Annotated in this window: 16 protein-coding genes; 13 read left to right on the plus strand and 3 right to left on the minus strand. The window is 73.0% G+C overall.

The window, feature by feature from the left end; translation table 11 throughout:
- Positions 1-249 precede the first annotated feature (249 nt).
- The 7 genes from ACFVX6_RS23860 (at position 250) to ACFVX6_RS23890 (ending at position 15,692) form a co-directional block, all read left to right on the plus strand.
- The gene (locus ACFVX6_RS23860) at positions 250-1,968 is read left to right on the plus strand and encodes a glycerol-3-phosphate dehydrogenase/oxidase (RefSeq protein WP_389694545.1); all 1,719 of its coding nucleotides are present in this window, start codon (positions 250-252) and stop codon (positions 1,966-1,968) included.
- A 908-nt stretch (positions 1,969-2,876) separates the two neighbouring features.
- On the plus strand, positions 2,877-4,856 hold the full coding sequence (locus tag ACFVX6_RS23865; protein ID WP_389694547.1) for a serine/threonine-protein kinase: 1,980 nt from the start codon (positions 2,877-2,879) through the stop codon (positions 4,854-4,856).
- 117 nt (positions 4,857-4,973) lie between these two features.
- On the plus strand, positions 4,974-8,420 hold the full coding sequence (locus ACFVX6_RS23870; RefSeq protein ID WP_389694549.1) for a hypothetical protein: 3,447 nt from the start codon (positions 4,974-4,976) through the stop codon (positions 8,418-8,420).
- Between the two features lie 117 nt (positions 8,421-8,537).
- On the plus strand, positions 8,538-10,244 hold the full coding sequence (locus ACFVX6_RS23875) for a serine/threonine-protein kinase (protein ID WP_389694551.1): 1,707 nt from the start codon (positions 8,538-8,540) through the stop codon (positions 10,242-10,244).
- A gap of 134 nt (positions 10,245-10,378) precedes the next feature.
- Positions 10,379-12,007, plus strand: a complete 1,629-nt coding sequence (locus ACFVX6_RS23880; RefSeq protein WP_389694553.1) for a succinic semialdehyde dehydrogenase — start codon at positions 10,379-10,381, stop codon at positions 12,005-12,007.
- A 10-nt stretch (positions 12,008-12,017) separates the two neighbouring features.
- On the plus strand, positions 12,018-13,814 hold the full coding sequence (locus tag ACFVX6_RS23885) for a GMC oxidoreductase (protein ID WP_389694555.1): 1,797 nt from the start codon (positions 12,018-12,020) through the stop codon (positions 13,812-13,814).
- Positions 13,815-14,030: 216 nt separating this feature from the next.
- Positions 14,031-15,692, plus strand: coding sequence for an LPXTG cell wall anchor domain-containing protein (locus ACFVX6_RS23890; protein ID WP_389694557.1), 1,662 nt, complete (start codon positions 14,031-14,033; stop codon positions 15,690-15,692).
- A 295-nt stretch (positions 15,693-15,987) separates the two neighbouring features.
- Here ACFVX6_RS23890 and ACFVX6_RS23895 read toward each other — a convergent pair whose 3' ends face one another.
- Positions 15,988-16,287 carry a chorismate mutase gene (locus tag ACFVX6_RS23895; RefSeq protein WP_389694559.1) on the minus strand — a complete coding sequence of 100 codons (300 nt, stop codon included), beginning with the start codon at positions 16,285-16,287 and terminating at the stop codon, positions 15,988-15,990.
- A gap of 296 nt (positions 16,288-16,583) precedes the next feature.
- Between ACFVX6_RS23895 and guaA the strand changes: the two genes are divergently transcribed.
- The 4 genes from guaA (at position 16,584) to ACFVX6_RS23915 (ending at position 21,012) form a co-directional block, all read left to right on the plus strand.
- Positions 16,584-18,170: a glutamine-hydrolyzing GMP synthase gene (guaA, locus tag ACFVX6_RS23900; RefSeq protein WP_250744099.1), complete on the plus strand. Its 1,587-nt coding sequence runs from the start codon at positions 16,584-16,586 to the stop codon at positions 18,168-18,170.
- Positions 18,171-18,294: 124 nt separating this feature from the next.
- Positions 18,295-19,113 (plus strand): class II aldolase/adducin family protein, encoded by an 819-nt coding sequence (locus ACFVX6_RS23905; protein ID WP_389694561.1) that lies wholly within the window; start codon positions 18,295-18,297, stop codon positions 19,111-19,113.
- Positions 19,114-19,215: 102 nt separating this feature from the next.
- Positions 19,216-20,472, plus strand: a complete 1,257-nt coding sequence (locus tag ACFVX6_RS23910; RefSeq protein WP_389694563.1) for a hypothetical protein — start codon at positions 19,216-19,218, stop codon at positions 20,470-20,472.
- Between the two features lie 18 nt (positions 20,473-20,490).
- Positions 20,491-21,012: a DoxX family protein gene (locus ACFVX6_RS23915; protein ID WP_389694565.1), complete on the plus strand. Its 522-nt coding sequence runs from the start codon at positions 20,491-20,493 to the stop codon at positions 21,010-21,012.
- Here the strand turns inward: ACFVX6_RS23915 and ACFVX6_RS23920 are convergent.
- Together ACFVX6_RS23920 and ACFVX6_RS23925 are read right to left on the minus strand one after the other, a co-directional pair.
- Complete coding sequence (locus ACFVX6_RS23920) at positions 20,958-21,182, minus strand: hypothetical protein (protein ID WP_388503270.1); 225 nt, start codon at positions 21,180-21,182, stop codon at positions 20,958-20,960. The genes ACFVX6_RS23915 and ACFVX6_RS23920 overlap by 55 nt on opposite strands.
- Positions 21,169-22,569, minus strand: a complete 1,401-nt coding sequence (locus tag ACFVX6_RS23925; RefSeq protein ID WP_389694568.1) for a PspC domain-containing protein — start codon at positions 22,567-22,569, stop codon at positions 21,169-21,171. Before ACFVX6_RS23925 ends, ACFVX6_RS23920 begins: the two co-directional genes overlap by 14 nt.
- A 131-nt stretch (positions 22,570-22,700) precedes the next feature.
- Here ACFVX6_RS23925 and ACFVX6_RS23930 point away from each other — a divergent pair, with 131 nt between their 5' ends.
- Both ACFVX6_RS23930 and ACFVX6_RS23935 read left to right on the plus strand, forming a co-directional pair.
- Positions 22,701-23,996 (plus strand): PspC domain-containing protein, encoded by a 1,296-nt coding sequence (locus ACFVX6_RS23930; RefSeq protein ID WP_389694570.1) that lies wholly within the window; start codon positions 22,701-22,703, stop codon positions 23,994-23,996.
- Positions 23,993-24,688, plus strand: a complete 696-nt coding sequence (locus tag ACFVX6_RS23935; protein ID WP_389694572.1) for a LuxR C-terminal-related transcriptional regulator — start codon at positions 23,993-23,995, stop codon at positions 24,686-24,688. Before ACFVX6_RS23930 ends, ACFVX6_RS23935 begins: the two co-directional genes overlap by 4 nt.
- Positions 24,689-24,736 lie beyond the last annotated feature (48 nt).

Genomic DNA, 24,736 nt, shown 5'->3' on the forward strand with positions numbered 1-24,736 from the left:
TATGTCGTATTCAGAGGTCCTGGCCGCCGCCGTGTTATCCACAGGCGGTGGCTGATGTGGGTGCGGCCGGTGAGAATCATGAACGGGCGATGTGAGCGGGATCACCCACAACGGGTGGGATGACCGCACAGGGCGGACGGGGCGACCCGCGTCAACGGGAGGCAGGCAGCCGTGAGGACTGGGACAGGGGCAGGGACGGGCGCAGCGGCAGGTACGGGGACGGGGACGGGCATGGGGATGGGTGCGGGGATGGGGGGAGGCGGTGGGCGGGCCTCGCTGGGGCCCGTGCAGCGGGCCGAGGCGCTCGCCGGGATGGCCGAGCGGGAGCTGGACGTGCTGGTGGTCGGGGCCGGTGTGGTGGGCGCCGGTACCGCCCTCGACGCCGTGACCAGGGGCCTGGCGACCGGGCTGGTGGAGGCGAGGGACTGGGCTTCGGGCACCTCCAGCCGTTCCAGCAAGCTCATCCACGGAGGGCTCAGATACCTGGAGATGCTCGACTTCGCCCTGGTGCGGGAGGCGCTCAAGGAGCGCGGCCTGCTGCTGGGGCGGCTCGCCCCGCACCTGGTGAAGCCGGTGCCGTTCCTCTACCCGTTGCAGCACAAGGGGTGGGAGCGGTTCTATGCCGGTTCGGGCGTCGCGCTGTACGACGCCATGTCGCTCTCCAGCGGCCACGGGCGCGGGCTGCCCACGCACCGCCACCTCTCGCGCAAGCGCGCCCTGCGGATCGCGCCGGCGCTGCGCAAGGACGCGCTGGTGGGCGCCCTGCAGTACTACGACGCCCAGATGGACGATGCGCGTTACGTGGCGACCTTGGTCCGGACGGCCGCCGCGTACGGGGCGCAGTGCGCCAACCGGGCGAGGGTCGTCGGCTTCCTGAGGGAAGGCGAGCGGGTCGTCGGCGCGCGCGTGCAGGACGTGGAGGGCGGCGGGGAGTACGAGATCCGGGCGAAGCAGATCGTGAACGCCACGGGGGTGTGGACGGACGACACCCAGGCGCTGATCGGAGAGCGCGGCCAGTTCCACGTCCGGGCCTCGAAGGGCATCCACCTCGTCGTTCCCAAGGACCGGATCCACTCCTCGACCGGGCTGATCCTGCGGACCGAGAAGTCGGTGCTCTTCGTCATCCCGTGGGGCCGGCACTGGATCGTGGGCACCACGGACACCGACTGGGACCTGGACAAGGCGCACCCGGCGGCGTCGAGCGCGGACATCGACTACCTGCTGGAGCACGTGAACTCGGTGCTGGCGGTCCCGCTCACCCGGGACGACGTCCAAGGGGTCTACGCCGGCCTGCGGCCGCTGCTGGCCGGGGAGTCGGACGCGACGAGCAAGCTCTCGCGCGAGCACACGGTGGCGCACCCGGTGCCGGGGCTGGTGGTGGTCGCCGGCGGCAAGTACACGACGTACCGGGTGATGGCCAAGGACGCGGTGGACGAGGCGGTGCACGGCCTCGACCAGCGGGTCGCGCCGTGCGTGACTGAGGACGTGCCGCTGGTCGGGGCCGAGGGGTACCGGGCCCTGTGGAACGGCCGGGCGCGGATCGCCGCGCGGACGGGGCTCCATGTGGTGCGGGTGGAGCACCTCTTGAACCGGTACGGCTCGCTGACGGAGGAACTGCTGGCGCTGATCGCGGAAGACGCCTCGCTCGGGGAGCCGCTGACGGGCGCCGACGACTACCTGCGCGCCGAGGTGGTCTACGCGGCCTCGCACGAGGGGGCGCGGCACTTGGACGACGTGCTGACCCGGCGGACGCGGATCTCGATCGAGACTTTTGACCGGGGGACGCGATCGGCGCGCGAGTGTGCGGAGTTGATGGCTCCGGTCCTGGGCTGGGACGAGCAGCAGATCGAGAAGGAAGTGGAACACTACGAGAAGAGAGTGCAGGCGGAACGGGAGTCGCAGCGCCAGCCGGACGATCAGACGGCGGACGCGGCCAGGCTGGGGGCGCCGGATATCGTCCCGTTGTAACTCCGTCACTTCGCGGGCGGAACCGCGGACCCGGGGCTCCCGTCCGTTGCGGAGTAAGGGACAATGAGGGTTCTGCCGGGGCGGGTTACCGGGCACCCCGGCCGCTGCCAGGGCAACCGGAGCAGGCGGCACGAACGCAGAGGGGACGCATGTCGAAGCCGGAGCACACCGAGTCGCCGGAGCCGTCTGTCGGGACGGGATCGCCGGTGCCTCCGGCGACACCCCCGACGGACCCGAAGTCTCCCGCGGAGCCGCCTGCGGCGGGAGCCGCGAAGCGCGCTGCCGCCGCGAAGCCGGCTGCGAAGCCCGCCACCACGGGGGCCGCGAAGGCCGCTGCGGCCGCTGTGCCCCCGGCCGCCCCCGAAGCCACCGGGGCGGCCGAACCGGAGGACGCGAAGCCGGGCGCTTCCGCGGCGGAGCCGGAGCCTCGGAAGCCGGAGCTGCGGAAGTCCGAGCCGCGGAAGCCGGAGCCGCGGAAGCCGGCTGCGACGAAGGCTGCCCGTGGGGCTGAGCCCGAGGACGCGAAGCCTGTTGGCGCGAAGGCCGAGCCCGAGGATGCGAAGCCTGCCGAGCCTGAGGACGCGAAGCCTGTCCTGGCGAAGGCTGAGCCTGTGGATGCGAAGCCGGCCGCGGCTGTGGGTGCGAAGCCTGTCCTGGGGAAGGCCGAGCCTGCGGGTGCGAAGCCTGTTCTGGCGAAGGCTGAGCCTGTGGATGCGAAGCCGGCCGAGGCCGCGGGTGCGAAGCCTGTTCAGGCGAAGGCTGAGCCTGTGGACGCGAAGCCGGCCGAGGCCGCGGGTGTGAAGCCTGTTCAGGTGAAGGCCGAGCCTGTGGACGCGAAGGCTGTTCGTGGGAAGGGCGCGTCCGAGGGGGCGAAGGCTGCTGAGGCTGCGGATGCCAAGCCCGTTGCGGTGAGCAAGGCCGACGAGGTGGCCGCCGCCGTCAAGGCCGCCGCGGCCAAGGCGGGAGAGGGCGCTCACGACGAGGGCCGGCTGCTCGCGGGCCGGTACCGGCTCGGGGGCGTCCTCGGCAAGGGCGGCATGGGCACCGTCTGGCGCGCCGAGGACGAGACCCTCGGCCGCACCGTCGCCGTCAAGGAACTCCGCTTCGGCAGCGGCGTCGACGAGGACGAGAAGCGCCGCCTGATCACCCGCACCCTCCGCGAGGCGAAGGCCATCGCCCGGATCCGCAGCGGTGGCGCGGTGACCGTCTACGACGTCGTCGACGAAGACGGCCGGCCGTGGATCGTCATGGAGCTCATCGAGGGCCCCTCGCTCGCGGAGTTCATCCGCGAGAGCGGCCCGCTGACCCCCCGCCGTGCCGCGGAAGTCGGCCTCGCCGTGCTCGACGTACTCCGTGCCGCCCACCGCCAGGGCATCCTGCACCGGGACGTGAAGCCCTCCAACGTGCTCCTCGCCGACCACGGCAACGGCCGCGTGGTCCTCACCGACTTCGGCATCGCCCAGGTCGAGGGCGACCCCTCCGTCACCTCCACCGGCATGCTCGTCGGCGCGCCCTCGTACATCTCGCCCGAGCGGGCCCGCGGCCAGCGCCCCGGCCCGCCGGCGGACATGTGGTCGCTCGGTGGCCTGCTGTACGCCGCCGTCGAGGGGGTTCCCCCGTACGACAAGGGGTCGGCCCTCGCGACGCTCACCGCGGTGATGACCGAGCCCGTCGAACCGCCCAAGAACGCCGGCCCGCTGACCGAGGTCATCTACGGCCTCCTCGTCAAGGACCCCGCCCACCGGCTCGACGACGACCGCGCGCGGGCGCTGCTCACCGCCGTGATCGATGCGCCCGAGCCGCCGGCTCCCACGCTCGCCCCGCACGTCGAGGAGACCCGGCAGATATCGCTCGCCGAGGCCCGGGACGCCGCCGAGAAGGCGGCCGCCGACAAGGAGGCCAAGGCCGCCGAGAAGGCGGAGAAGAAGGAACGCGAACGCCGTGAGCGCGAGCAGCGCGAGCGCGCCCGCGCGGCGCTGAAGTCGGCCCGCAAGGCGGCGGCCGCCGCCAGTGCCGCTGCCGCCGCCACGGCAACGGCCGCGACCGCAGCCGAGTCCCCGTCGCCGCGCCCGTCGCCCGTCGCCGCCCCGCTCACCGACGTCGTGCCGCGCCGCACCATCGCGCTCGCGATAGCCGGCGTGGTCATGGCGCTCGCCGTCATCGGCTCGATCGTCGCGTACGCCTTCAGCGGCGACGACGAGAAGGGCGGTACCCCGAAGGACGGCAAGGGCGGCAGCAAGGCCGCCGCGTCGAGCCCGGCGCCCGGTTCCTCGACCCCGCCCCCGGCTTCGCCCTCGCCCTCCCCCTCGCTGAAGACCGGCGAGGCGTCCGGTGGAGGGGCCGCGTCGCCGGACCCGGGCCAGTCGCCGGGCTCGGGCACCAACCCCGGCCAGGGCCAGGGCGCCACGCCCGGCGGCGCCCTGCCCGGGCTCCCGCCCGGGTACGCCCAGGTCAACGACCCCGGGTTCCATTTCGCGATGGGCCTGCCCGAGGGCTTCAAGCAGACCGGCGTGATAGGCAAGAACGACGGCGTCATATACAGCCGCGACGGCGGTTTCCCGCGCGTCCAGATCGACTTCAACAGCTCGCCGAGGGAGGACGCCCGCGCCGCCTGGGCGGAACTGGCGCCGAGCGTGGCGGGCAGCAGCAGCAACTACAAGCTGCTGCGCCTCGAGAAGGTCGAGTACCGCGGGTACCCGACCGTCGCGGACTGGGAGTTCGAGCGGGACCAGAAGGGTTCGCGGGTCCGGGTGCTCGACCGCGGCTTCAGGATGGACGCGAAGCACGGCTACGCCATCATGATCACCTGCCTCGCCGACCAGTGGGACGCGGCGGAGTGCACGCAGCTGCGCACCACGGCGTTCGACACCTTCCAGCCGCTGGGCTGACGCGGGTTCCGCGCGAGCTCGGGTCAGCCTCGCCAGGGCCGGGACGCGGGCGCCCTGGGCGTCGTATCGTGTCAGCGGGGCCTGGGGGACGGGCCCGCAGCTCTCGGGGGAGGCGATGTGGAGGACTACGCGGGCCGGATCCTGGCCGAGCGCTACCGTCTGCCGTTGCCGCCGTCCGACGCCTACGAACTGATCGAGACCCGGGCCTTCGATACGCGCAGCGGCCAGGAAGTCCTCGTACGGCAGGTGCCGTTGCCGGAGGTCGTCGACGCGGAGCTGCTGGACGGCACGCGGGGCGGCCCGCCGGCCGCCGGGGGCCGGCGGCTCCCGCACGGTGAACTGCCCGCCGTGCGGAGGGCGATCGAGGCCGCGCAGGCGGCGGCGTCCGTGCCGGACCATCCGCGGCTGGACCAGGTCTTCGACGTGTTCGCGGAGGGCGGGTCGCTCTGGATCGTGAGCGAACTCGTCCCGGCCAGACCGCTGGCGGCGCTGATCGCCGACGAACCGCTGAGCCCGTACCGGGCGGCGGAGGTGGCGGCGGACGTGCTGACCGCTCTGCGGGTGCTGCACGCGCATGGGTGGACGCACCGGAACATCACCATGCGGACGGTGCTGATCTGCGAGGACGGGCGGGTCGTCCTGACGGGTCTGGCGGCGGGGGCGGCGGAGGACGCCCTGTGTGGGTACGACCCGGTTCCCCCGGGGGACGGTACGGACCACTCCGCGGCGCCCTGGCCCTGGCCGGGCGGTGAGCCGGGTGGTGGCGTGGGGATCGCGGCGGGTCGGCCGGAGAGCGGCGCCGGGTACGCAGACGGGTACGGCCGTGCCGCTTTGGCCGGGCCGGGGGCGGGCGCAGGGTACGGCGGAGGCTCCCCGGGAGTGCATGAGGCCGGCGCGGGGTACGGCGGCTCCTGGGGCGGGCCGGCGGCGGATGCCGGTTCCGGGCAGGGGGCCGGGCCCGGGGCGGGGTCGGTCGGCGGGCAGCAGGGCGGGGAGCCCGGAGGACGGTACGACGACCGGTACGACGACCGGTACGGGGGCGGGCCCGCGGAGCGGTCCGGGCGAGACGGCGGGGCCGGCGCGGGTACGGCCGTCCCGGCGGGCGGGAACACGGCGGAGTACGCGCCGCTCGTGGCTCCGGGGTACGACACCGGGCCGCGCTACCGGGACCACATAAGCCCCGGGACCGCGAACGGTCCTGATGCATCGGGTGCTTCCGGCGCCCCCGGCGCCCTGACGACTTCGGGTACTCCCGGTGCCCCTGGCATCCCCGGCGCCCTTGCGGCTTCCGGTGCGCCTGGTGCGTCCGGTGTTCACGGCGCCTCCGGCGCCCCTGCCCCTTCCGGTGCTCCCGGTACCCAGGGTGCCGCCGGGGAGCGGCCCGATCTGAAGGCCGCTGCGCGGGCCGGGGCCATCGCGGCGTACCGGGCCGGGGCCCAGGCCGCCGCGCGGATCACCGAGCAGCGCAGGGCCGGTTCGGAGGCCGCGCCGGAGCAGGAAGCGGAGCCGAGGCCCCAGGGGTCGAAGCTGCCGCAGGGGTACTCGTACCCGTACGGCGGCCCGGACAGCGGCGCGACCTGGCACGGCGCCACCCCGCGCCGCCAGGCCCTGCCCCCGGCCGAAGCGGAGCCGCCGGCCCGTGCCGCGCTGCCGGCGCAACTCGCCCTTCCCCAGGGCTACCAGCAGGCGGACACCCCCGACGGCCGGGCCGACGGCGACGGCCAGAGCCCCGGGCAGCCTTCGCCGGGACCGGGCCGCCCGGAGCAGGATCAGGCGGGCTTCGGCCGGCCGGTCGCGCGGGACGACACCGGATACGGCGGGCAGCCCCAGCTCGGTCCGGGCCGCCCGGATCCGGCGGGTGCCGGGCAGGGCGGTTCGCAGGCCGGTCCTGAGGCCGGACCGCAGAGCGCCGCCGGATACGCGGCGGCGGCCGGGGCCGGTGGGTACGGGCAGGCCGGCCCGCAGGGCAGCGCCGGGTACGCGGCGATTCCCGCGACCCGGGAGGACGGACAGGGCGCTCGGCAGACCGGTCCACAAGGCGCAGCCGGGTACGCGGAGGCTTCCGGGGCCCGCGGCCCCGGCCAGACGGGCCCGCAGACGGGCCCGCAGACCGGCCCGCAGAGCGGTCGGCAGGGCGGTGCCGGGTACCAGGCGGCCCCGAGGGCCGACGGTTACGGTCAGACCGGCCCGCAGACCCGCCCGCAGGGCAGTGCCGGGTATCCGGCGGCTCCCGGGGCCGAAGGTTACGGCCAGGCCGGTCCGCCGAGTGCCGCTCAGTACCCGGCAGCCGCCGGGGACGGTGGGCGCGGGGCGGTGCGTGCCGGTGGTGGGGGCGACGGGTGGGGGAGCGGGCCGCGGAGCGGGCTCGATGCGGAGCGGGCCCGGCAGACGCGGATGGCCGTGGTCGGGGCCGTCACCGAGCGGTGGGCTCCCGAGCAGGCGCAGGCCGTGCACGGGCCGTGGCAGTTGGCCGCGCCGGTCGGGCCGGCCACCGACCTCTGGGGGCTCGGCGCGCTCCTGTACCGCGCCGTACAGGGCCATGCCCCGTACCCCGAGGACAGCGTCGCCGAGCTCGTGGAGATGGTCTGTGCCGAGCCCCCCGCCTTCGCCGAGGAGTGCGGCCCGCTGCGCCCGGTCGTGGAGTCCCTGCTGCGCCAGGACCCGACCGAGCGCCCGGACTTCGAGGAGCTGCGCGGCTGGCTGCGTTCCCTCGTGCGGTCCGCTCCGGAGCCCGACGGCGGCTTCGCGATGCTGCCCCCGGTGGTGGAGGATCCGGCCAGGCTGCCCGTCGTACGGCGGCGAGCCGACCTGCACGGCCGGCACCGCAGTGCCGAACACCCCCGCAAGCCGCGCTCGCTGGGGCGTTCCCTGTTACTCGGGATCCTCGTCCTGCTCTCGGGAGCCGTGGCCTACGCGCTGTTCTTCATGCCCCGCTCCGCCGATCCGCAGGGCGGGCAGAAGGCCGCCGGTATGAAGCAGCCCGCCGCGACCCAGTCGCAGAGCCCGGGCCAGAGCGCGAAGCCGAGCGCGAAGCCGAGCGGGTCCGGCCAGGCTCCGAGCCCCTCCGCGAACCCGCCCGAGTCCAAGTCGGCTCCGCAGCCCCAAGCCCCCGCTCCGGCCGGGTACACGGCCCAGCAGGACGCCGAGCACTTCTCGATCAACGTTCCGAACGGCTGGGAGCGCCGCGGAATGAACGAGTCCGGTCAGGTCCGGTACACGGAGGGGGACTTCGTCCTGACCGTCGTCCCCGGCCGGGACAAGGTCGAGGGCAACCCCGACCCGGCCACCTACCAGAAGGACAAGGAGCCCGAGCTGGCTCCGTACCGCTCCTCCACCTGGTCGAGCGTCAGCGACATCAAGTCCACCAAGGTCGGCAACCAGCTCCGGGTCACCGGCCGGTACACCTGGATCGACGGCAACGGCCGCTCCGTCGTGGCCCGCAACTTCGTCGTCGCGCTCGGAGGTTCCTACCACGTGGTCATGGTCACCGGCCCGCAGGACCAGGAGGGCAAGGTCACCGAAACCTTCGAGCAGGCGACGGCCAGCTACAAGAGCGGCGGCTGACGTGGTATCAGTACGGCGATTGCGTCACAGTGCGGCCCAACCACCGCCGAGTGGTTCCGCCGTCGGCCGGGATCTCCGTAGTCTGACCGGAAGTGCACAGAGCGGCGGCGGGGATTCGTGGAACAGCAGACAGGTGCGGGTGCGGTGCTCGCGGGCCGGTACCGGCTCGTGGAGCCCATCGGCAGGGGCGGCATGGGCAAGGTGTGGCGCGCACACGATGAGCTGCTGCACAGGACGGTCGCGGTCAAGGAACTGACGGCGGGCCTGTACGTCGCCCAGGCCGACCGGGACGTCCTGCACGCCCGGACGCAGAAGGAGGCCCGGGCCGCGGCCCGGATCCAGCATCCGGCGGTCGTCACGGTCCACGACGTACTGGAACACGACGACCGGCCCTGGATCGTCATGGAGTACATCGACGGCCCCTCCCTCGCGGACGCGGCGAAGACGGCCGGCCGGATCGAACCCCGTGAGGCGGCCCGCATCGGGCTGCACGTGCTCGGTGCGCTGCGCGCCGCGCACGCGGTCGGCGTCCTGCACCGGGACGTGAAACCGGGCAACGTGATGCTCGCCAAGGACGGGCGGGTGATGCTCGCCGACTTCGGCATCGCCGCGATCGAGGGCGATTCCTCCATCACGCGCACCGGCGAACTCATCGGCTCCATCGACTACCTGGCCCCCGAGCGGGTCACCGGCGGGTCCCCCGACCCGGCCTCCGACCTGTGGTCGCTCGGCGCGACGCTGTACACGGCCGTCGAGGCCCGCTCGCCCTTCCGCCGCACCTCGCCGATCTCCAGCCTCCAGGCCGTGGTGAACGAGGAGCCGCCCGCCCCGACCCACGCGGGCGCGCTGGCCCCGGTCATCACGGCGCTGCTGCGCAAGGACCCGGCGAAGCGGCCGTCGGCCGACGAGGCCGAGCAGATGCTGCTGCAGGCGATGGAGGGCCGCGAGCCGAGGGCGGCGCAGGCGTACGTACCCACGCGCGCGATGGGCTCCGAGGAGCTGGGCGCCGCCCGGAACGACCCGGCGGACACGACCCGGCTGCCCGGTGAAGGGGAGCAGGGCCAGGGGCCGGAGCAGGGCCGGGCCCCGGAGACGGGGCCGGATCCCGTGCTCGTCGCGCGGTCCGAGGCCGGACCGGCAGGGCCGGGCCGCGGGGACACCGGGGCCCCCGGCCGGATCAGGCGTGCGGCGGTCGTCGCCGTCGTGGCGGCGCTGCTCGGCGGCGGCGGGGTGTTCGGGATCCTGAAGTACACCAGCGATTCCCCCACGGACGGCGGTATTCCGGGCCGGACGGCCGGTTCGCCGGACGCGTCGGCGGGTGCCTCGTCCGGCACCGGGGATGCCAAGGGGCAGGCGGAGAAGACTCCGCCGGCGGGCTGGTCGAAGGTGGTCGACAAGGAGGGCTTCGCCCTCTTCGTCCCGGACGGCTGGAAGCGCCGGGAGGACGGGTCGCAGATCGACTACACCCGGGACGGCGGCAAGCACTTCATCCGGATCGCGATGGACCGCAAGCCGACGTTCAAGGACCCGTTCGCACACCTGCTGGACCTGGAGAAGCAGGTCCAGAAGCGCTCCGACTACCAACGCCTGACCCTGCACCCGAACACCTTCCGCGGGCAGGTCAAGGCCGCCCTGTGGGAGTTCGTCTGGACGGAGAAGACCGGGGCCTTCACCGGGCCGCGCAAGGCCATCGAGCAGATGTACTACGCGCCGGACGGCACCGAGTACGCGGTGTACATGTCGGGTCCGGTCGCGGACTGGGACACGACCCGGGAGCAGTTCGACATCGTGCTCAGCGGCTGGCAGCCGGCCCCGGCCGCCTGAGGGGTGTCTTGACGGGTGCCCCGGTGCCCCGGTGCCCGGATTCCGCCATCCTGCCAGCGATCACTGGCGGAAATGGCAAAATCCGGTTACCGGCGGGTACCCAAAGCACCCCCGGGCGCAATACGCTCACGGCCATGACGGACACGCAGGCCCCGGCCCCCCTCCGCAGCGCCCCGCAGCCCACCAACCCGGTCGCCCCCGCCCCGGCCGGCGCCCGGAGCGCCGCCGACGTGGTGACCCCCGAACTGGTCGCCCGGCTGACCCGCGGAGTGGCCGGCTCCGGCCGCACCGCCAACCACAGCCCCTTCACCGGGGACCGCCTCGCGGAGCTCCCCGAAGCCACCCCCGAGGACGTGGCGGCGGCCTTCGCCGCGGCCCGCGCCGCGCAGCCCGCCTGGGCCGCCGTGCCCGTCCGCGCCCGGGCCGCCGTACTACTGCGCTTCCACGACCTGGTCCTCTCCCGGCAGGCCGAGGTGCTCGACCTGATCCAGCTGGAGACCGGCAAGGCCCGCCTGCACGCCCACGAGGAGGTCCAGGCCGTCTCGATCGCGGCCCGGCACTACGGCCGCAAGGCGCCCTCGTACCTGCGCCCCAAGGGCCACACGGGCGCCATGCCCACCCTCACCAAGGTCACCGAGCTGCGCCAGCCGCGCGGGGTCATCGGCCAGATCGCCCCGTGGAACTACCCCCTCGAGCTCTCCATCGGCGACGCCCTGCCCGCCTTCGTGGCGGGCAACGCCGTCGTGATGAAGCCCGACACCGAGACCGCGCTCACCGCGCTGTGGGCCCGCGACCTGATGATCGAGGCGGGCCTGCCGGCCGAGGTGTTCCAGATCGTCCTCGGCGAGGGCCCGGTCGTCGGCCCCGAGGTGGTCCGGCACGCCGACTACGTTTCGTTCACCGGCTCCACGCGTACCGGCCGCGAGGTCGCCCAGGGTGCGGCCGCCCGCCTGGTCGGGGTCTCCCTCGAGCTCGGCGGCAAGAACGCCATGCTCGTCCTGCGCGACGCCGACGTGGAGAAGGCCGCCGCGGGCGCCGTCCGTGCCTGCTTCTCCTCCGCGGGCCAGCTCTGCATCTCCATCGAGCGGCTGTACGTCCACGCCTCGATCGCCGACGAGTTCGTCGCCCGGTTCGCCGCCCGGACGAAGGCCATGCGCCTCGGTTCCTCCCTCGCCTACGGCGCGGACATGGGCTCCCTGGCCGGCGAACGCCAGCTGGCCGCCGTACAGCGGCACGTGGACGACGCCGTGGCCAAGGGCGCCACCCTCGTCACCGGCGGCGTCGCCCGCCCCGACATCGGCCCGCTCTTCTACGAGCCGACCATCCTCGACGGCGTGGAGACCGCGATGGCGGTGTGCGGGGAGGAGACCTTCGGTCCGGTCGTCTCCATCTACCGCTTCACCGACGAGGACGAGGTCATCGAAGAGGCCAACGGCACCTCCTACGGCCTGAACTCCAGCGTGTGGACGAAGGACGCCCGCCGCGGCCACGCCGTCTCGGCCCGCCTGCGCACCGGCACCGTCAACATCAACGAGGGCTACGCCCCGGCCTACGGCTCCGCCCAGGCGCCCATGGGCGGCATGAAGGAATCCGGCCTCGGCCGCCGCCACGGCTCCGAGGGCATCCTCAAGTACACCGAGGCCCAGACCGTCGCCCACCAGCGGCTGCTGCCGATGGCGCCCTCGTTCGGGATGGACGACGAGAAGTACGCGGCGTTCATGACCCGCAGCCTCCAGGTCATGAAGGCGTTCCGACTCCGCTAGTCCGTTCCGCTTGGGAGGCACCGCAGTGTCGTACGACTACGACGTCATCGTCATCGGATCGGGTTTCGGAGGGTCGGTTTCGGCGCTGCGGCTCTCCGAGAAGGGGTACCGGGTCGGCGTCCTCGAGGCAGGGCGCCGGTTCACCCGCGAGAGCCTGCCGAAGAACAGCTGGGACCTGCGCAACTACCTGTGGGCACCCGCCCTCGGCCTGTACGGGATCCAGCGCATCCACCTCCTCGGCAACGTGATGGTCCTCGCGGGCGCCGGGGTCGGCGGCGGCTCCCTCAACTACGCCAACACCCTCTACGTGCCCCCCACCGCCTTCTTCGAGGACCGGCAGTGGGCGTCCATCACGGACTGGCAGGACGAGCTCGCCCCCTACTACGACCAGGCCAAGCGGATGCTGGGGGTCCGGCTCAACCCGACGACGACCCCCTCCGACGTCCACCTCAAGGCGGCCGCCGCCAAGATGGGCGTCGCGGACTCCTTCCACATGGCCCCGGTCGGCGTCTTCTTCGGGGACGGCGACGATGCCGAGGGCCAGGGCAAGGTCCGCCCCGGTGACGAGGTCGCCGACCCGTACTTCGGCGGCGCCGGCCCCGCCCGCAAGGCCTGCACCGAGTGCGGGGAGTGCATGACCGGCTGCCGGCACGGCGCGAAGAACACCCTCAACGAGAACTACCTGCACCTCGCGGAGCGGGCCGGCGCCGTCATCCACCCCATGACCACGGTCACCGCCCTCTCCGACCACCCCGACGGCGGCTACCGGGTCCGCACCGTCCCCACCGAGGGCCGCCGCCGCGCCGAGCCCAAGGTGCTGCGCGCCCGCCACGTGGTCGTCGCGGCGGGCACGTACGGCACCCAGACCCTCCTGCACACGATGAAGGACCTCGGCGAGCTGCCCCGCCTCTCGGACCGGCTCGGCGATCTGACCCGGACCAACTCCGAAGGCCTCGTAGGCGCGCAGACCGATGACCGCCGCTACCGCAAGCGGCACGGCAAGGACAAGCGGGCCGACTTCACGCGGGGCGTGGCCATCACCTCCTCGGTGCACCCCAACGCCGACACGCACATCGAGCCGGTGCGCTACGGCAAGGGCTCCAACGCGATGGGGTTCATGACCATCCTCCAGGTGCCCTACTCCACCCACCGGGTCCGCGCCTGGTTCGGGCGCACCGTCCGGCACCCCGTGCAGCTGCTGCGCTCGCTGTCCAACCGGCGCTGGTCGGAGCGGACCATCATCGGCCTGGTCATGCAGTCCCTGGACAACTCCCTGACCACCTACCGCAAGCCCGGCGGCATAGGGAAGGGCCTGCTCACCGCCCGGCAGGGCCACGGAGCGCCCAACCCCGTGCAGATCGCCGAGGCCACGCGGGCGGCGACGCTGCTGGCCGAGGAGATCAACGGATTCCCGGGCAGCAACGTCGGCGAGCTGATGGGCACCCCGCTGACGGCGCACTTCCTCGGCGGCTGCCCCATCGGCGCCTCGCCCGAGGAGGGCGTGATCGACCCGTACCACCGGCTCTACGGGCACCCGGGCATCTCGGTGGTGGACGGTTCGGCGGTCTCCGCGAACCTCGGGGTCAACCCGTCGCTGACGATCACCGCGCAGGCGGAACGGGCGATGTCCTACTGGCCGAACAACGGCGAGCGCGACCCGCGCCCGGAGCAGGGGGCGGCCTACACCCGCCTGACGGCCGTGGAACCGGTCCGACCGGCGGTGCCGAAGGAGGCCTTCGGGGCGCTGCGCCTGCCGTTCCTGGCGATACCGGAGGTTCCGCCGCGCTCGGCGTCCCCCGCCGAGTAGCCGCCGACCGGCCACCGAACGTCCGCCGACACCGCGGTGCCCGCCGAATGACTTCGGCGGGCACCGCACTCCCCCTCCGAGCGCGGTACCCGCCGAACTACATGCAAGACATCTGCGCGGCCCGGATGGTTGTAGGGGAATCCCGCTACGGAGGTGTGGCGTCCGTCACAGGGTGAAGGGGGCAACCGTGGAGGGCCTTTATCGGTCAACACCGGCATGAGAAAGCGCATCTCCCTGCTGGCGGCAGCCGGCCTGGTGGCCGTCGGACTGGCCGCCACCCCTGCGAACGCCGCGGACCCGGTGTTCACGCTCACCAGCCCGGCGGAGATCGGCCTGTTCCCGCACCCGGGGCAGGAGGGCAAGCCGCAGAAGGCCACGGTCGACTTCCGGGTCGAGAACGGGACCGTGAACGAGTTCCAGCGTCCGCCCACCTACACGGTCGACCTCGGCCCGCTCAAGGGCGTTGCGGACGTCTCGCTCACCGAGGGGCAGTCCAGCCGCTGCACCCTCACGGCGACGGCGGTCACGTGCACCAACCACTGGGGCATCTCGGACGGCGAGGACTGGGTGGGGGCCCTGGACCTCACCGCCGCCAAGGGCAGCAAGCCCGGTGCGGTCGCCGACCTGACGATGACCGGATCGGCGGAGGGCGCAACTTTCAAGTCCACCACGACGAAGGTCAGGATCGGCGGCCCCGACCTGGTGATGGAGAAGTCCAAGCTCAAGGCCAAGGTGACCCCGGGCGAGACGCAGCCGCTGCCGATCGCCTTCGGCAACACGGGCACCGAGTCGGCCAAGGGCGTGGCGCTGGAGCTGAAGACCACGCACGGGATGGACCTGGTCGAGGAGTACGACAACTGCGCCTACAGCCAGGACGACACCCAGGGCCGGCCCTGGGACAAGGGCTGGGGCACGACGGTCTGCACCTTCGACAACGAGGTCCAGCCGGGCGAGTTCTACGAGATCTCCGGTCCGCTGACCCTCAAGGCCGCCCCGCACGCCTTCCTCGAGAGCCTGATCTACGCGGTGCACGAGGTCGGCGATCAGCCGAAGACCGCGCAGAAGCTGGTCAAGCCGAGCACGGGCAAGAAGCTGGAGTTCAGGAAGCGTGCGGCCAAGAGCGCGCCCCGCTCGGCGGACCTGGACCCGTGGAACAACTGGCACGACTTCGACTTCTCGGCGAAGAACACCGCCGACCTGGCCGCGACCGGCACCTCGGTCAAGGGCAAGGCGGGCGAGACCGTCAAGGTCGACCTCGGCTTCCAGAACGACGGCCCGGCGTGGATCGCCTACTTCCGTTCGGGTGAGGACGTGGCCATGGCGGACATCGTGATCCCGGCCGGCGCGAAGGTCACCAAGGTGCCCGAGGCCTGCTCTCCCCGTACCGCCACCGGCGATCACCTCGAGGAGGAGCTGGGCGCCCCGCGCTACTACTGCTCGACGTCCCACGTCGTCGGGGAGAAGCAGAAGTTCTCGTACCCGTTCGAGCTGAAGATCGAGAAGGTGGTGGCGGCCGCCACCGGGTCCGTCTCGGTCGGCCAGTGGTCCGACAAGGGCACCACCCCGCAGGCCTGGGACCCGAACCACGCCAACAACAAGGCCGCCTTCGTGATCAACGGCAAGGACACCACTCCCACGCCGACCCCGGCTCCGACCACCGCGAGCCCGACACCGACGGCTCCCACGAGCCCGGCGGCCACGCCGGGTACGAGCACCACTCCGAGCCCGGGCGCCAGTACCGGCGGCAAGTCGCCGAACGGCGGCCTCGCCGAGACCGGCTCCACCGCCGGGCCGCTCCTGATCGCCGGTGCGGCCCTCGTGGCCGCCGGTGGCGCGGTGTTCCTGGCGTTCCGCCGCCGGGTCACCGGCCGCGCGTAACGGGGGAAACGCGCGTCACGGGGGAAACAGAAGAACGGCCGGTCCGGGGCGTCCCCCGGGCCGGCCGTCCTTCGTGTGGTGACCGGGCTGCTGTCCCCTGCCGTCCGGTCACAAGAAGGAGCGAGGTCCCACGACGCACGCCCCGCAGGGGGTGCGTCTCATCGCTCCAGCGGAGCCACGCGTGGTGCTGCGGTCCGCACCTGGCTGGCACGGTCACCCGCATCAACGAAGGGCCGTGGGGGCGGTCACGGTCCGGACGGGTGACGAACAGGCGTCACGGGCGCCCCCGCGGGCCTCAGACCCGGCCGCGGCACAGCTCCAGCAAGGTCATCGCGAGCGTGGTGCCGGGCTTGCCGAGGGCGTCGCTCCAGTGACTCAGGACCTCCATCTCCCGCGACAGGTGCACCCGGCGCCCGCCCGAGCCGATCCGGGCCTCCTGGATGACGGTCGAGACGGCCATCCGTTCTTGGATCAGGCCGATGATCCGGTCGTCGATGGCGTCGATCCGCTCGCGGGAGCCGGCGATCAGCTGCTCGGGGGTGATGGTGGCGGCGGCGGACGCGGCGGACGCGGCGGTGATCGTGGTCGTGCTCATGGTCGGTCTCCTGTCGGTGGGGTCCGACCGGAGCGGGAACGCCAGAGCGCCCCGGTCCTGTCGGACCGGGGCGCTCTGGGAAGTCAGTGGCTCAAGCGAGCATCACGATGACCCATGGCGACCGGACCGGCCGGTGCCATAGGTAAAGAGGAAGCTCAGCTGCTTGCGCATGGAGGGATTATGGCCCTCTGTCCCGCTCCGTGCCAAGCCGGTTCGGACGGTGAGACGAAGAGGGGTATCCGTCCCCCGTTAGAATCGACAAAACAACCCCCTCTTTCCGCCGGAAGGCCTGCCCCGTGCCAGAAGCCACCTTCGCCACCCACGACAGCGCCCCGGACACGGTTCTCGTCGTCGACTTCGGCGCCCAGTACGCGCAGCTGATCGCCCGCCGCGTCCGCGAGGCACGGGTCTACTCCGAGGTCGTGCCCAGCACGATGCCCGTGGCCGAGATGCTCGCCAAGAACCCGAAGGCGATCATCCTGTCCGGCGGCCCGTCCTCCGTCTACGAGGAGGGCGCCCCCCAGCTCGACGGCGCGATCTTCGAGGCCGGCGTCCCCGTCTTCGGCATGTGCTACGGCTTCCAGCTCATGGCGGTCACCCTCGGCGGCACCGTCGACAACACCGGCTCGCGCGAGTACGGCCGCACCCCGCTGGCCGTCTCCAAGGCCGGATCCACCCTCTTCGAGGGCACCCCCGAGAACCAGTCGGTGTGGATGTCCCACGGCGACGCCTGCTCCGCCGCTCCCGAGGGCTTCACCGTCACCGCGTCGACCGACGTCGTCCCGGTCGCGGCCTTCGAGAACGACGAGAAGAAGCTCTACGGCGTGCAGTACCACCCCGAGGTGATGCACTCCACGCACGGCCAGCAGATCCTGGAGCACTTCCTCTACCGCGGTGCGGGCCTGCAGCCCACCTGGACCCCCGGCAACATCGTCGAGGAGCAGGTCGCCCTCATCCGCGAGCAGGTCGGCGACAAGCGCGCCATCTGCGGCCTGTCCGGCGGCGTGGACTCCGCGGTCGCCGCGGCCCTCGTACAGAAGGCCATCGGCTCGCAGCTCACCTGCGTGTACGTGGACCACGGTCTGATGCGCAAGGGCGAGACCGAGCAGGTCGAGAAGGACTTCGTCGCCGCCACCGGCGTGCAGCTGAAGGTCGTCGACGCGCAGGAGCGCTTCCTGAACGCGCTGGCCGGCGTCTCCGACCCGGAGACCAAGCGCAAGATCATCGGCCGCGAGTTCATCCGCGTCTTCGAGCAGGCCCAGCTGGAGATCCTCCAGGAGGACGGCCCGGCGGTGGCCTTCCTGGTCCAGGGCACCCTGTACCCGGACGTCGTCGAGTCCGGCGGCGGCACCGGCACCGCCAACATCAAGTCCCACCACAACGTGGGCGGGCTCCCCGAGGACATCGAGTTCGAGCTCGTCGAGCCGCTGCGCCAGCTGTTCAAGGACGAGGTCCGGATGGTCGGCCAGGAGCTCGGCCTGCCCGCCGAGATCGTCCAGCGCCAGCCGTTCCCCGGCCCCGGCCTCGGCATCCGCATCGTCGGCGAGGTCACCAAGGAGCGCCTGGACCTGCTCCGCGAGGCCGACGCCATCGCCCGCCACGAGCTCACGGCAGCCGGCCTGGACCGCGAGATCTGGCAGTGCCCGGTCGTCCTGCTGGCCGATGTCCGCAGCGTCGGCGTCCAGGGTGACGGCCGTACGTACGGCCACCCGATCGTGCTGCGCCCCGTCTCCTCCGAGGACGCGATGACCGCGGACTGGACGCGCATGCCGTACGAGGTGCTCGCGCGGATCTCCACCCGCATCACCAACGAGGTGCCGGACGTCAACCGCGTCGTCCTGGACTGCACGAGCAAGCCCCCGGGCACCATCGAGTGGGAGTAGTCCCACCCGCCCGGCCGTAGGTGACGAGGCCGCCGCTCCCGCGCAGGGAGCGGCGGCCTCGCCGCGTGTATGGCCTCTTCGGCCGGTCGCCGGTACTTTGCGCCGCGACCTTGAAGGAGGGGCCATGACCGAGCGACTCGCACCCGCATCCGCACCCGCACCCGTGCCCGTCGAGCGGCTGGGCTTCGAGATGCCGCCGGTGTTCGCCACCCCCGGGGAGGAGCGCGCGCACCGCAAGGAGCGGCTCGCCGGGGTGCTGCGGCTGCTGGGGAGGCTCGGGTACGAGGACGGGGTGGGCGGGCACGTCAGCGCCCGGGACCCGGAGTTCGAGGACTGCTACTGGGTGAACCCCTTCGGCCGGGCCTTCGGCGCGATCGGCCCCGACGATCTGCTGCTGGTCGACGGCGAAGGGCGGGTCCGCCAGGGGGAGCGCAGGGTCAACCAGCTGGCCTTCGCCGTGCACGCGGCCGTCCACCGGGCCCGGCCCGCCGTGGTGGCCGTCGTCCGCACGCAGGCCCCGTACGGCAGGGCGCTCGCCGCGCTCGGCGAACTGCTCGCCCCCGTCACCCAGGAGGCCTGCGCCTTCTACGAGGACCACGCGCTGCTCGACGAGTTTTTGGGCGGCGGGGCCTTGGGCGGCGGGGCTGCGGGCTCCGGGGACGCCGAGCGGATCGCGGGTGCGCTCGGCCCCTACAAGGCGCTGGTGCTGCGGAACCTCGGGCTGCTGACGGTCGGCGACTCGGTGGAGGCCGCCGCGTGGTGGTTCATCGCGGCGGAGCGGGCCGCACAGGTGCAGTTGATCGCACGGGCGGCCGGAAAAGCGGTGCTCATCAGCCACCACAGTGCGATCGCGACCCGGGAACGGTTCGGGTCGGACCTGGCGGCCTGGGCCAACTGCCAGCCGCTGCTGGAGACCGCTGGAGCGGGTCCGTCAACATCATGAACGGTTAATCACCTGCTCTGACATCGTGCGCAATCCGGAACACTGCCGCAGTGGTGCACAATTCGCTGGCATTGCACCGTAGTTCAGAGAGGCGGCACGTTCGTGGCTGTCCAAGAGATGTCCAGAAGCACCCATACCGCAGCCTGTGCCTGCGAGGACTGCACACGAGAGGGGCACCGCCGCGCGGTCGCAGCGTTCCTGGCGAAGCGCGACGAGTTCGCCTCCGGGCAGGGGGTTCCGGCCGCCGTGGCCCACTCCCTCGGGGCCTCCCGCCAGTGGGTCTCCGACGAGCTGACCCTGTCGGCCCGGACGGTCGCCGACCGGGGCCGGGAGGCGGGCAATTCCTGGCTCTACCTGTTCTCCCGGCGGGCCGTCCTCGCCGTGTGGATCGCCGCGGGGGTGCTGCTCCTGGTCCAGGTCGGCACCGCGCTCGGCACCGGCTGGTCCACGGCGCGCACCGCCGGGCTGCTGGCCGCCCTCGTGCTGGCCGCCCTGCTGACGGTGGCGGCCCGCGCGCAGACGTTCCGGGGCGGTCTGCTGGCCCCGCTGGTCGGTGAGGACAACCGGCTGTCCACCTCGAAGGCGGTGCCGAGCGCCTGGCTGGTGCTCACCGCCTTCGCGACGCTGCTGCCCGCGCTGCGGCTGGCCGCCTCCTCACCGGGACCCGAGCGCCAGGCGCTGTACGAGGGTTTCGCGCTCGACCGGGCGCTGCCGCTACTGGCGGTGCTCGGGCTGACCTCGGGGGTCGCGGTGCTGGTGCGCCGGGTGGTCTCCGTACGGATCATGGGGCAGCGGTTGCAGAAGCTGCCGGCTGACCGCCCGTCCGGGGCGGACCTGCTGACGGACGACGCGGGCCGGGGCTCCTTCCCGGACGCCCAGTACGTGCTGGTCTCCGCGGTGGTGCTGGGCTTCGCGGGGGTCTCGCTGGCCCGGTTCCCGGACCGGCTGCCGGCCCTGCCGTGGGCGCTGGCTCTGCTGGTGGCGCTGTCGGCGGCCGTGTACCTGGCGGCGAAGTACGCCGAGGGCAGCCGCCCTCTCGTCCTGTCGGTGGTGCGCAGACGCGAGCCCGGGGATCTGGACGCGGCGATCCGCCCCGGGGACGACATCGAGATCCGCGGAGTGGGCTTCGTCCCGCCGGGGGCGCAGACGCCGGAGATGCTGGCCCAGCTGGTGGTCCGAGTGGGCGCGGTCCATGTGCACGTACCGCTGGTCCCGGTGGCGGGCGGCTTCACCAATCCGTCCGACGCCGTGCTGACCGTGCCGGTCCCGGCGGAAGTGGAGCCGGGGCGGATCGAGATCCAGGTCGTCACCGCCGCGGGGGTGGAATCCAACCGGTGCACCATCGACGTGGCGGAGTGAAGCGGGTACACATAGCGCGTGACCCGAACTGACGTCCCCCCCGGCGCCCCTGACGCATCCACCGGACCGAGCGGCCTGCGCGAGCTCGCCGCCCGCCACGCGCTCCTGCCCCTGCGGATCTTCCTCGGCGTGACCTTCGTCTACGCAGGCCTGGACAAGCTGACCGACTCGGCGTTCCTGTCCGCCACCGGCAGCGGCTCCATCGGCGAGCTGATGAACGGGGTGCGCGACACCTCGGCGATCCCGGCCATGGTGGACCTGGCCCTGAAGGCGCCCGTCGGCTTCGCCGTGGCCCTGGCCATCGGGGAACTCCTGGTCGGCCTGGGGGTCCTGGCCGGACTGCTGACCCGGATCGCGTCCGTCGGCGGGGCCCTGATCTCGCTCAGCCTGTGGCTCACCGTGTCCTGGGCGGTGACCCCCTACTACTACGGCAACGACCTGATCTACCTGATGGCCTGGACCCCGCTGGTCCTCGCCGGGGCGCCCTACCTGTCGCTGGACTCGCTGATCCGCTCGCGCCGGTCGCGGCGCACGGCGTAGGTCACCAGCCCGGCGACGGCGGCGAAGGCGAGACCGCCCGCGGTCATCATGAGGACGAAGAACCAGGGTGGATCGGCCTCGCCCGCCGCGCCGAGGAGATAGAGCACCCCGGCCGCCATCAGGACCAGTCCCGCGATCAGCCGTCCCGGCTGGAACTCATGACGCCGCACGGGCCACCTCCACCTGTCCCACACCTGCGCTGAGGTGCAGCTCGATCGTGCCGCCGGCCTTGGTGCCCGAGTCGGGGGGCAGGGTCGCCGTCCGGGTCTCGGTGCGGTTGCGCACCCGTACGTCCTCGCCGGTGTCGCCCGGCATCTGGATGTCGCCCAGCCTGATCGTCGCCTCCGTCTTCGCGGTGACCTCCCTCGGGAGGATCACCCGCAGTCGGCCCGCGTCGATGGAGGCACGGACGGGCACGGTGGTGCCCTTGGGCACGTCCACGTGGCTGAGGTCCAAGGTGGCGAGCCCGGTCCCCGCCTCGTACACCGGCTCCACCTCGGCCACCGCGGTCGGATGCCAGTCCACGACGCGCCAGTCGGTACTGATGTCCTTGGGCAGCGCGACCGACCCGGCCAGCAGGACGGCCGTGATCACCGAGAGCAGCACCGTGCCGAAACCGGTGCGGCCCTTCACCGAGCTCACCGCGAGCCCGAGGCCGAAGACGGCGAGGGCGGCGGCGCAGCCGACCTGCAGGGCGTGGCTCAGGGTGCTGCCTTCCCAGACCGCGGCGGTGGCCGTGCTCCCGGCCAGCGCGGCCAGTACGAACACCCGGCCGCCGATGCCGCCGGGGCGCTCCCCGGGGGTGCGTTCCCCGGACGGCGCAGCCGTGGCCGGGCCGCTGCCCGGGACGACCTCGGCCGAGTCCTCGGGGCCCCACAGGTACCCCGTCGAGCCGACCGGCCCCGTGGTGCCGTCCTTGACCAGCGGATCCCGCCACCAGGACGGGCCGCCGGGCACGGGCGGCGCCTGGGTCTCGGGCGGCGCCGGACTGTGCGCGGTGCGGTGCCCGGTGCGGGTCGCCGCCGGGTACACGAACTCCGCGCCCGCGGCGGCCTGCTCCTCCTTCTCCGGCTGGAGCCGTCCGCCGGGCCCGCTCCGCCGGCGCTGCGACCAGTACGCCGCGCCGCCCAGCGCCAGCACGGCCAGGACGGAGAAGACCGCCAGCCCGCCGTTGTCCAGCATCGACAGGAACAGGGCGCAGCCCACCAGCGCGGCGAAGACCGCCGCCAGCGTCGAACCTTCGACCCGGCCGGTCAGCAGCTTCTTCGCCTCGCTGTCCTCCTCGCCCTCCTGGGGCAGCAGCAGCCACGCGAAGCCGTAGAAGATCAGACCGACGCCGCCGGTGACGGCGAGGACGCCGAGCACGATCCGGAATATCACCGGGTCGAGATCGAAGTACCGGCCCAGGCCGCTGCACACGCCCGCGAGCACCTTGTCGCGCTTGCCGCGGCGCAGCGGAGGCCGCTCGACGAGCGGCGAAGCGGAGCCGGCACCCGGGCCGGCCGCGCTCGAGCCGGCTCCTGCGTCCGGCGGCGGGGAATCGTGTACTTCGGTCATGCGTACATGGTGACGGTCCGCCGGCGCCGCGGGCATCCGGATCTACCCTGGCGCAACCCTGATATCCCCCCGAGAGAACTGGGGGGCTGCCCTGATGTCACGGGCGCCGCGAGCGTGTGACCATCGGTGACATGCCCGTAGCAGCCGCCCCCCGCACGCCGTACGCACCGGACTCCGACGAGACGCCGCAGCGCAAGCTCTACCGCAGCGCCGACGGCCGGATGCTCGGCGGAGTCGCGCGCGGCCTCGCCGGGCACCTGGGCCTGCCCGTCGTCTGGGTCCGGCTCACCTTCCTCGGACTGTTCATGTGGGGCGACGGCCTCGGCGTGCTGCTCTATGCCGCGTTCTGGGTCTTCGTACCGCTCGGCGTCGGCGGCCGCAGCGGCCACCGCTCCTACTTCGACACCCTCCCCGACGGCACCCGGCGGCTGCGCAAGCCCGAGCGGGGCCAGATCATCGCGCTCATCGCGCTGTGCGTCGGCGCGGGCATCTTCATCTCCCAGGTCCAGGTCGGCGGCAGCTCCGGGCGGTACGTGTGGCCGACCCTGCTCGTCGGAGCCGGCGTGGTCCTCGTCTGGCGCCAGGCCGACAACGCCCGCCGCGCCCACTGGAACGCCGCCGCCGGCCGGCACGCCCGGCTGCTGCAGGCCGCCCGCGCGCTCGCCGGCGTCGCCCTGGTCGGCGTGGGCCTGACCGTCTTCATCGTGGTCCGCGGCTCCGCCGCCCAGCTCGGCAACGTACTGACCGCCACGCTCGCCGTCCTCGTCGGCGTCGCCCTCCTGGCGGGACCCTGGCTGATCCGGATGACCCAGGACCTCTCCGAGGAGCGCCTGATGCGCATCCGCGCCCAGGAGCGCGCCGAGGTGGCCGCCCACGTCCACGACTCCGTGCTGCACACCCTCACCCTGATCCAGCGCAACGCCGAGGACGTCGGGGAGGTGCGCCGCCTCGCCCGGGCCCAGGAGCGGGAGCTGCGCAACTGGCTGTACAAGCCCGAGGGCACCGGCAAGGACGAGGGTGAGGAGCCGACGACGCTGGCCGAGGCCGTGAAGAAGACCGCCGCCGAGGTGGAGGACCACCACGGGGTCCAGATCGAGGTGGTCGTCGTCGGCGACTGCCCCCTCGACGAGAAGCTGGCCGCACAGATGCAGGCCGCGCGCGAGGCGATGGTCAATGCCGCCAAGTACGGTGGCGACGGCGGCCCCGTCCAGGTGTACGCCGAGGTGGAGGGCCAGACGGTGTTCGTGTCCGTACGGGACCGCGGACCCGGCTTCGACATCGACGCGGTACCGGACGACCGCATGGGCGTACGAGAATCGATCATCGGCCGGATGCAGCGCAACGGCGGGACCGCGCGACTGCGGTCCGCGCCGGACGGCGGCACGGAAGTCGAGCTGGAGATGGAGAGGGCGGCGAAGGCAGCATGACCGAGGACAGCGCGAGCACCGGCGGCGTGACCAGGAGGGTCCGGGTGGTGCTCGTCGACGACCACCGGATGTTCCGCACCGGGGTGCAGGCCGAGATCGGCGAGACCGAGCGGACCGGGGTCGAGGTCGTCGGCGAGGCCGCCGACGTGGACCAGGCCGTCACCGTCATCACCGCCACCCGCCCCGAGGTGGTGCTCCTCGACGTGCACCTGCCCGGTGGCGGCGGCGTCGAGGTACTGCGCCGCTGCGCCCCGCTGATGGGCGCCGCCGAGGACCCGGTGCGGTTCCTGGCCCTGTCGGTGTCGGACGCCGCCGAGGACGTCATCGGGGTCATCCGGGGCGGCGCCCGCGGCTACGTCACCAAGACGATCACCGGCACCGATCTGGTGGACTCCGTCTTCCGCGTCCAGGACGGGGACGCGGTGTTCTCGCCGCGGCTGGCGGGCTTCGTGCTCGACGCCTTCGCCTCGACGGACGCCCCGCCGATCGACGAAGACCTGGACCGCCTCACCCAGCGCGAGCGCGAGGTGCTGCGGCTGATCGCGCGCGGGTACGCGTACAAGGAGATCGCCAAGCAGCTGTTCATCTCGGTCAAGACGGTGGAATCCCACGTCTCGGCGGTGCTGCGCAAGCTCCAGCTCTCCAACCGCCACGAGCTGACCCGCTGGGCGACGGCCCGCCGACTGATCTGAGCCGCGGTCGCCTGAGCCGCGGTCGCCTGATCCGCGGTCGGCCGCGCC

Origin of the sequence: Streptomyces sp. NPDC058289 (assembly GCF_042880975.1) — a bacterium.
Classification (GTDB): domain Bacteria; phylum Actinomycetota; class Actinomycetes; order Streptomycetales; family Streptomycetaceae; genus Streptomyces; species Streptomyces stoeckheimensis.

Bases quoted from the DNA above. Each gene is read 5' to 3' on its own strand.
- ACFVX6_RS23860 (WP_389694545.1), top strand. From the start codon at position 250: ATGGGGGGAGGCGGTGGGCGGGCCTCGCTGGGGCCCGTGCAGCGGGCC.
- ACFVX6_RS23880 (WP_389694553.1), top strand. From the start codon at position 10,379: ATGACGGACACGCAGGCCCCGGCCCCCCTCCGCAGCGCCCCGCAGCCC.
- ACFVX6_RS23890 (WP_389694557.1), top strand. From the start codon at position 14,031: ATGAGAAAGCGCATCTCCCTGCTGGCGGCAGCCGGCCTGGTGGCCGTC.
- ACFVX6_RS23895 (WP_389694559.1), bottom strand. From the start codon at position 16,287: ATGAGCACGACCACGATCACCGCCGCGTCCGCCGCGTCCGCCGCCGCC.
- ACFVX6_RS23905 (WP_389694561.1), top strand. From the start codon at position 18,295: ATGACCGAGCGACTCGCACCCGCATCCGCACCCGCACCCGTGCCCGTC.
- ACFVX6_RS23925 (WP_389694568.1), bottom strand. From the start codon at position 22,569: ATGACCGAAGTACACGATTCCCCGCCGCCGGACGCAGGAGCCGGCTCG.
- ACFVX6_RS23930 (WP_389694570.1), top strand. From the start codon at position 22,701: ATGCCCGTAGCAGCCGCCCCCCGCACGCCGTACGCACCGGACTCCGAC.
- ACFVX6_RS23935 (WP_389694572.1), top strand. From the start codon at position 23,993: ATGACCGAGGACAGCGCGAGCACCGGCGGCGTGACCAGGAGGGTCCGG.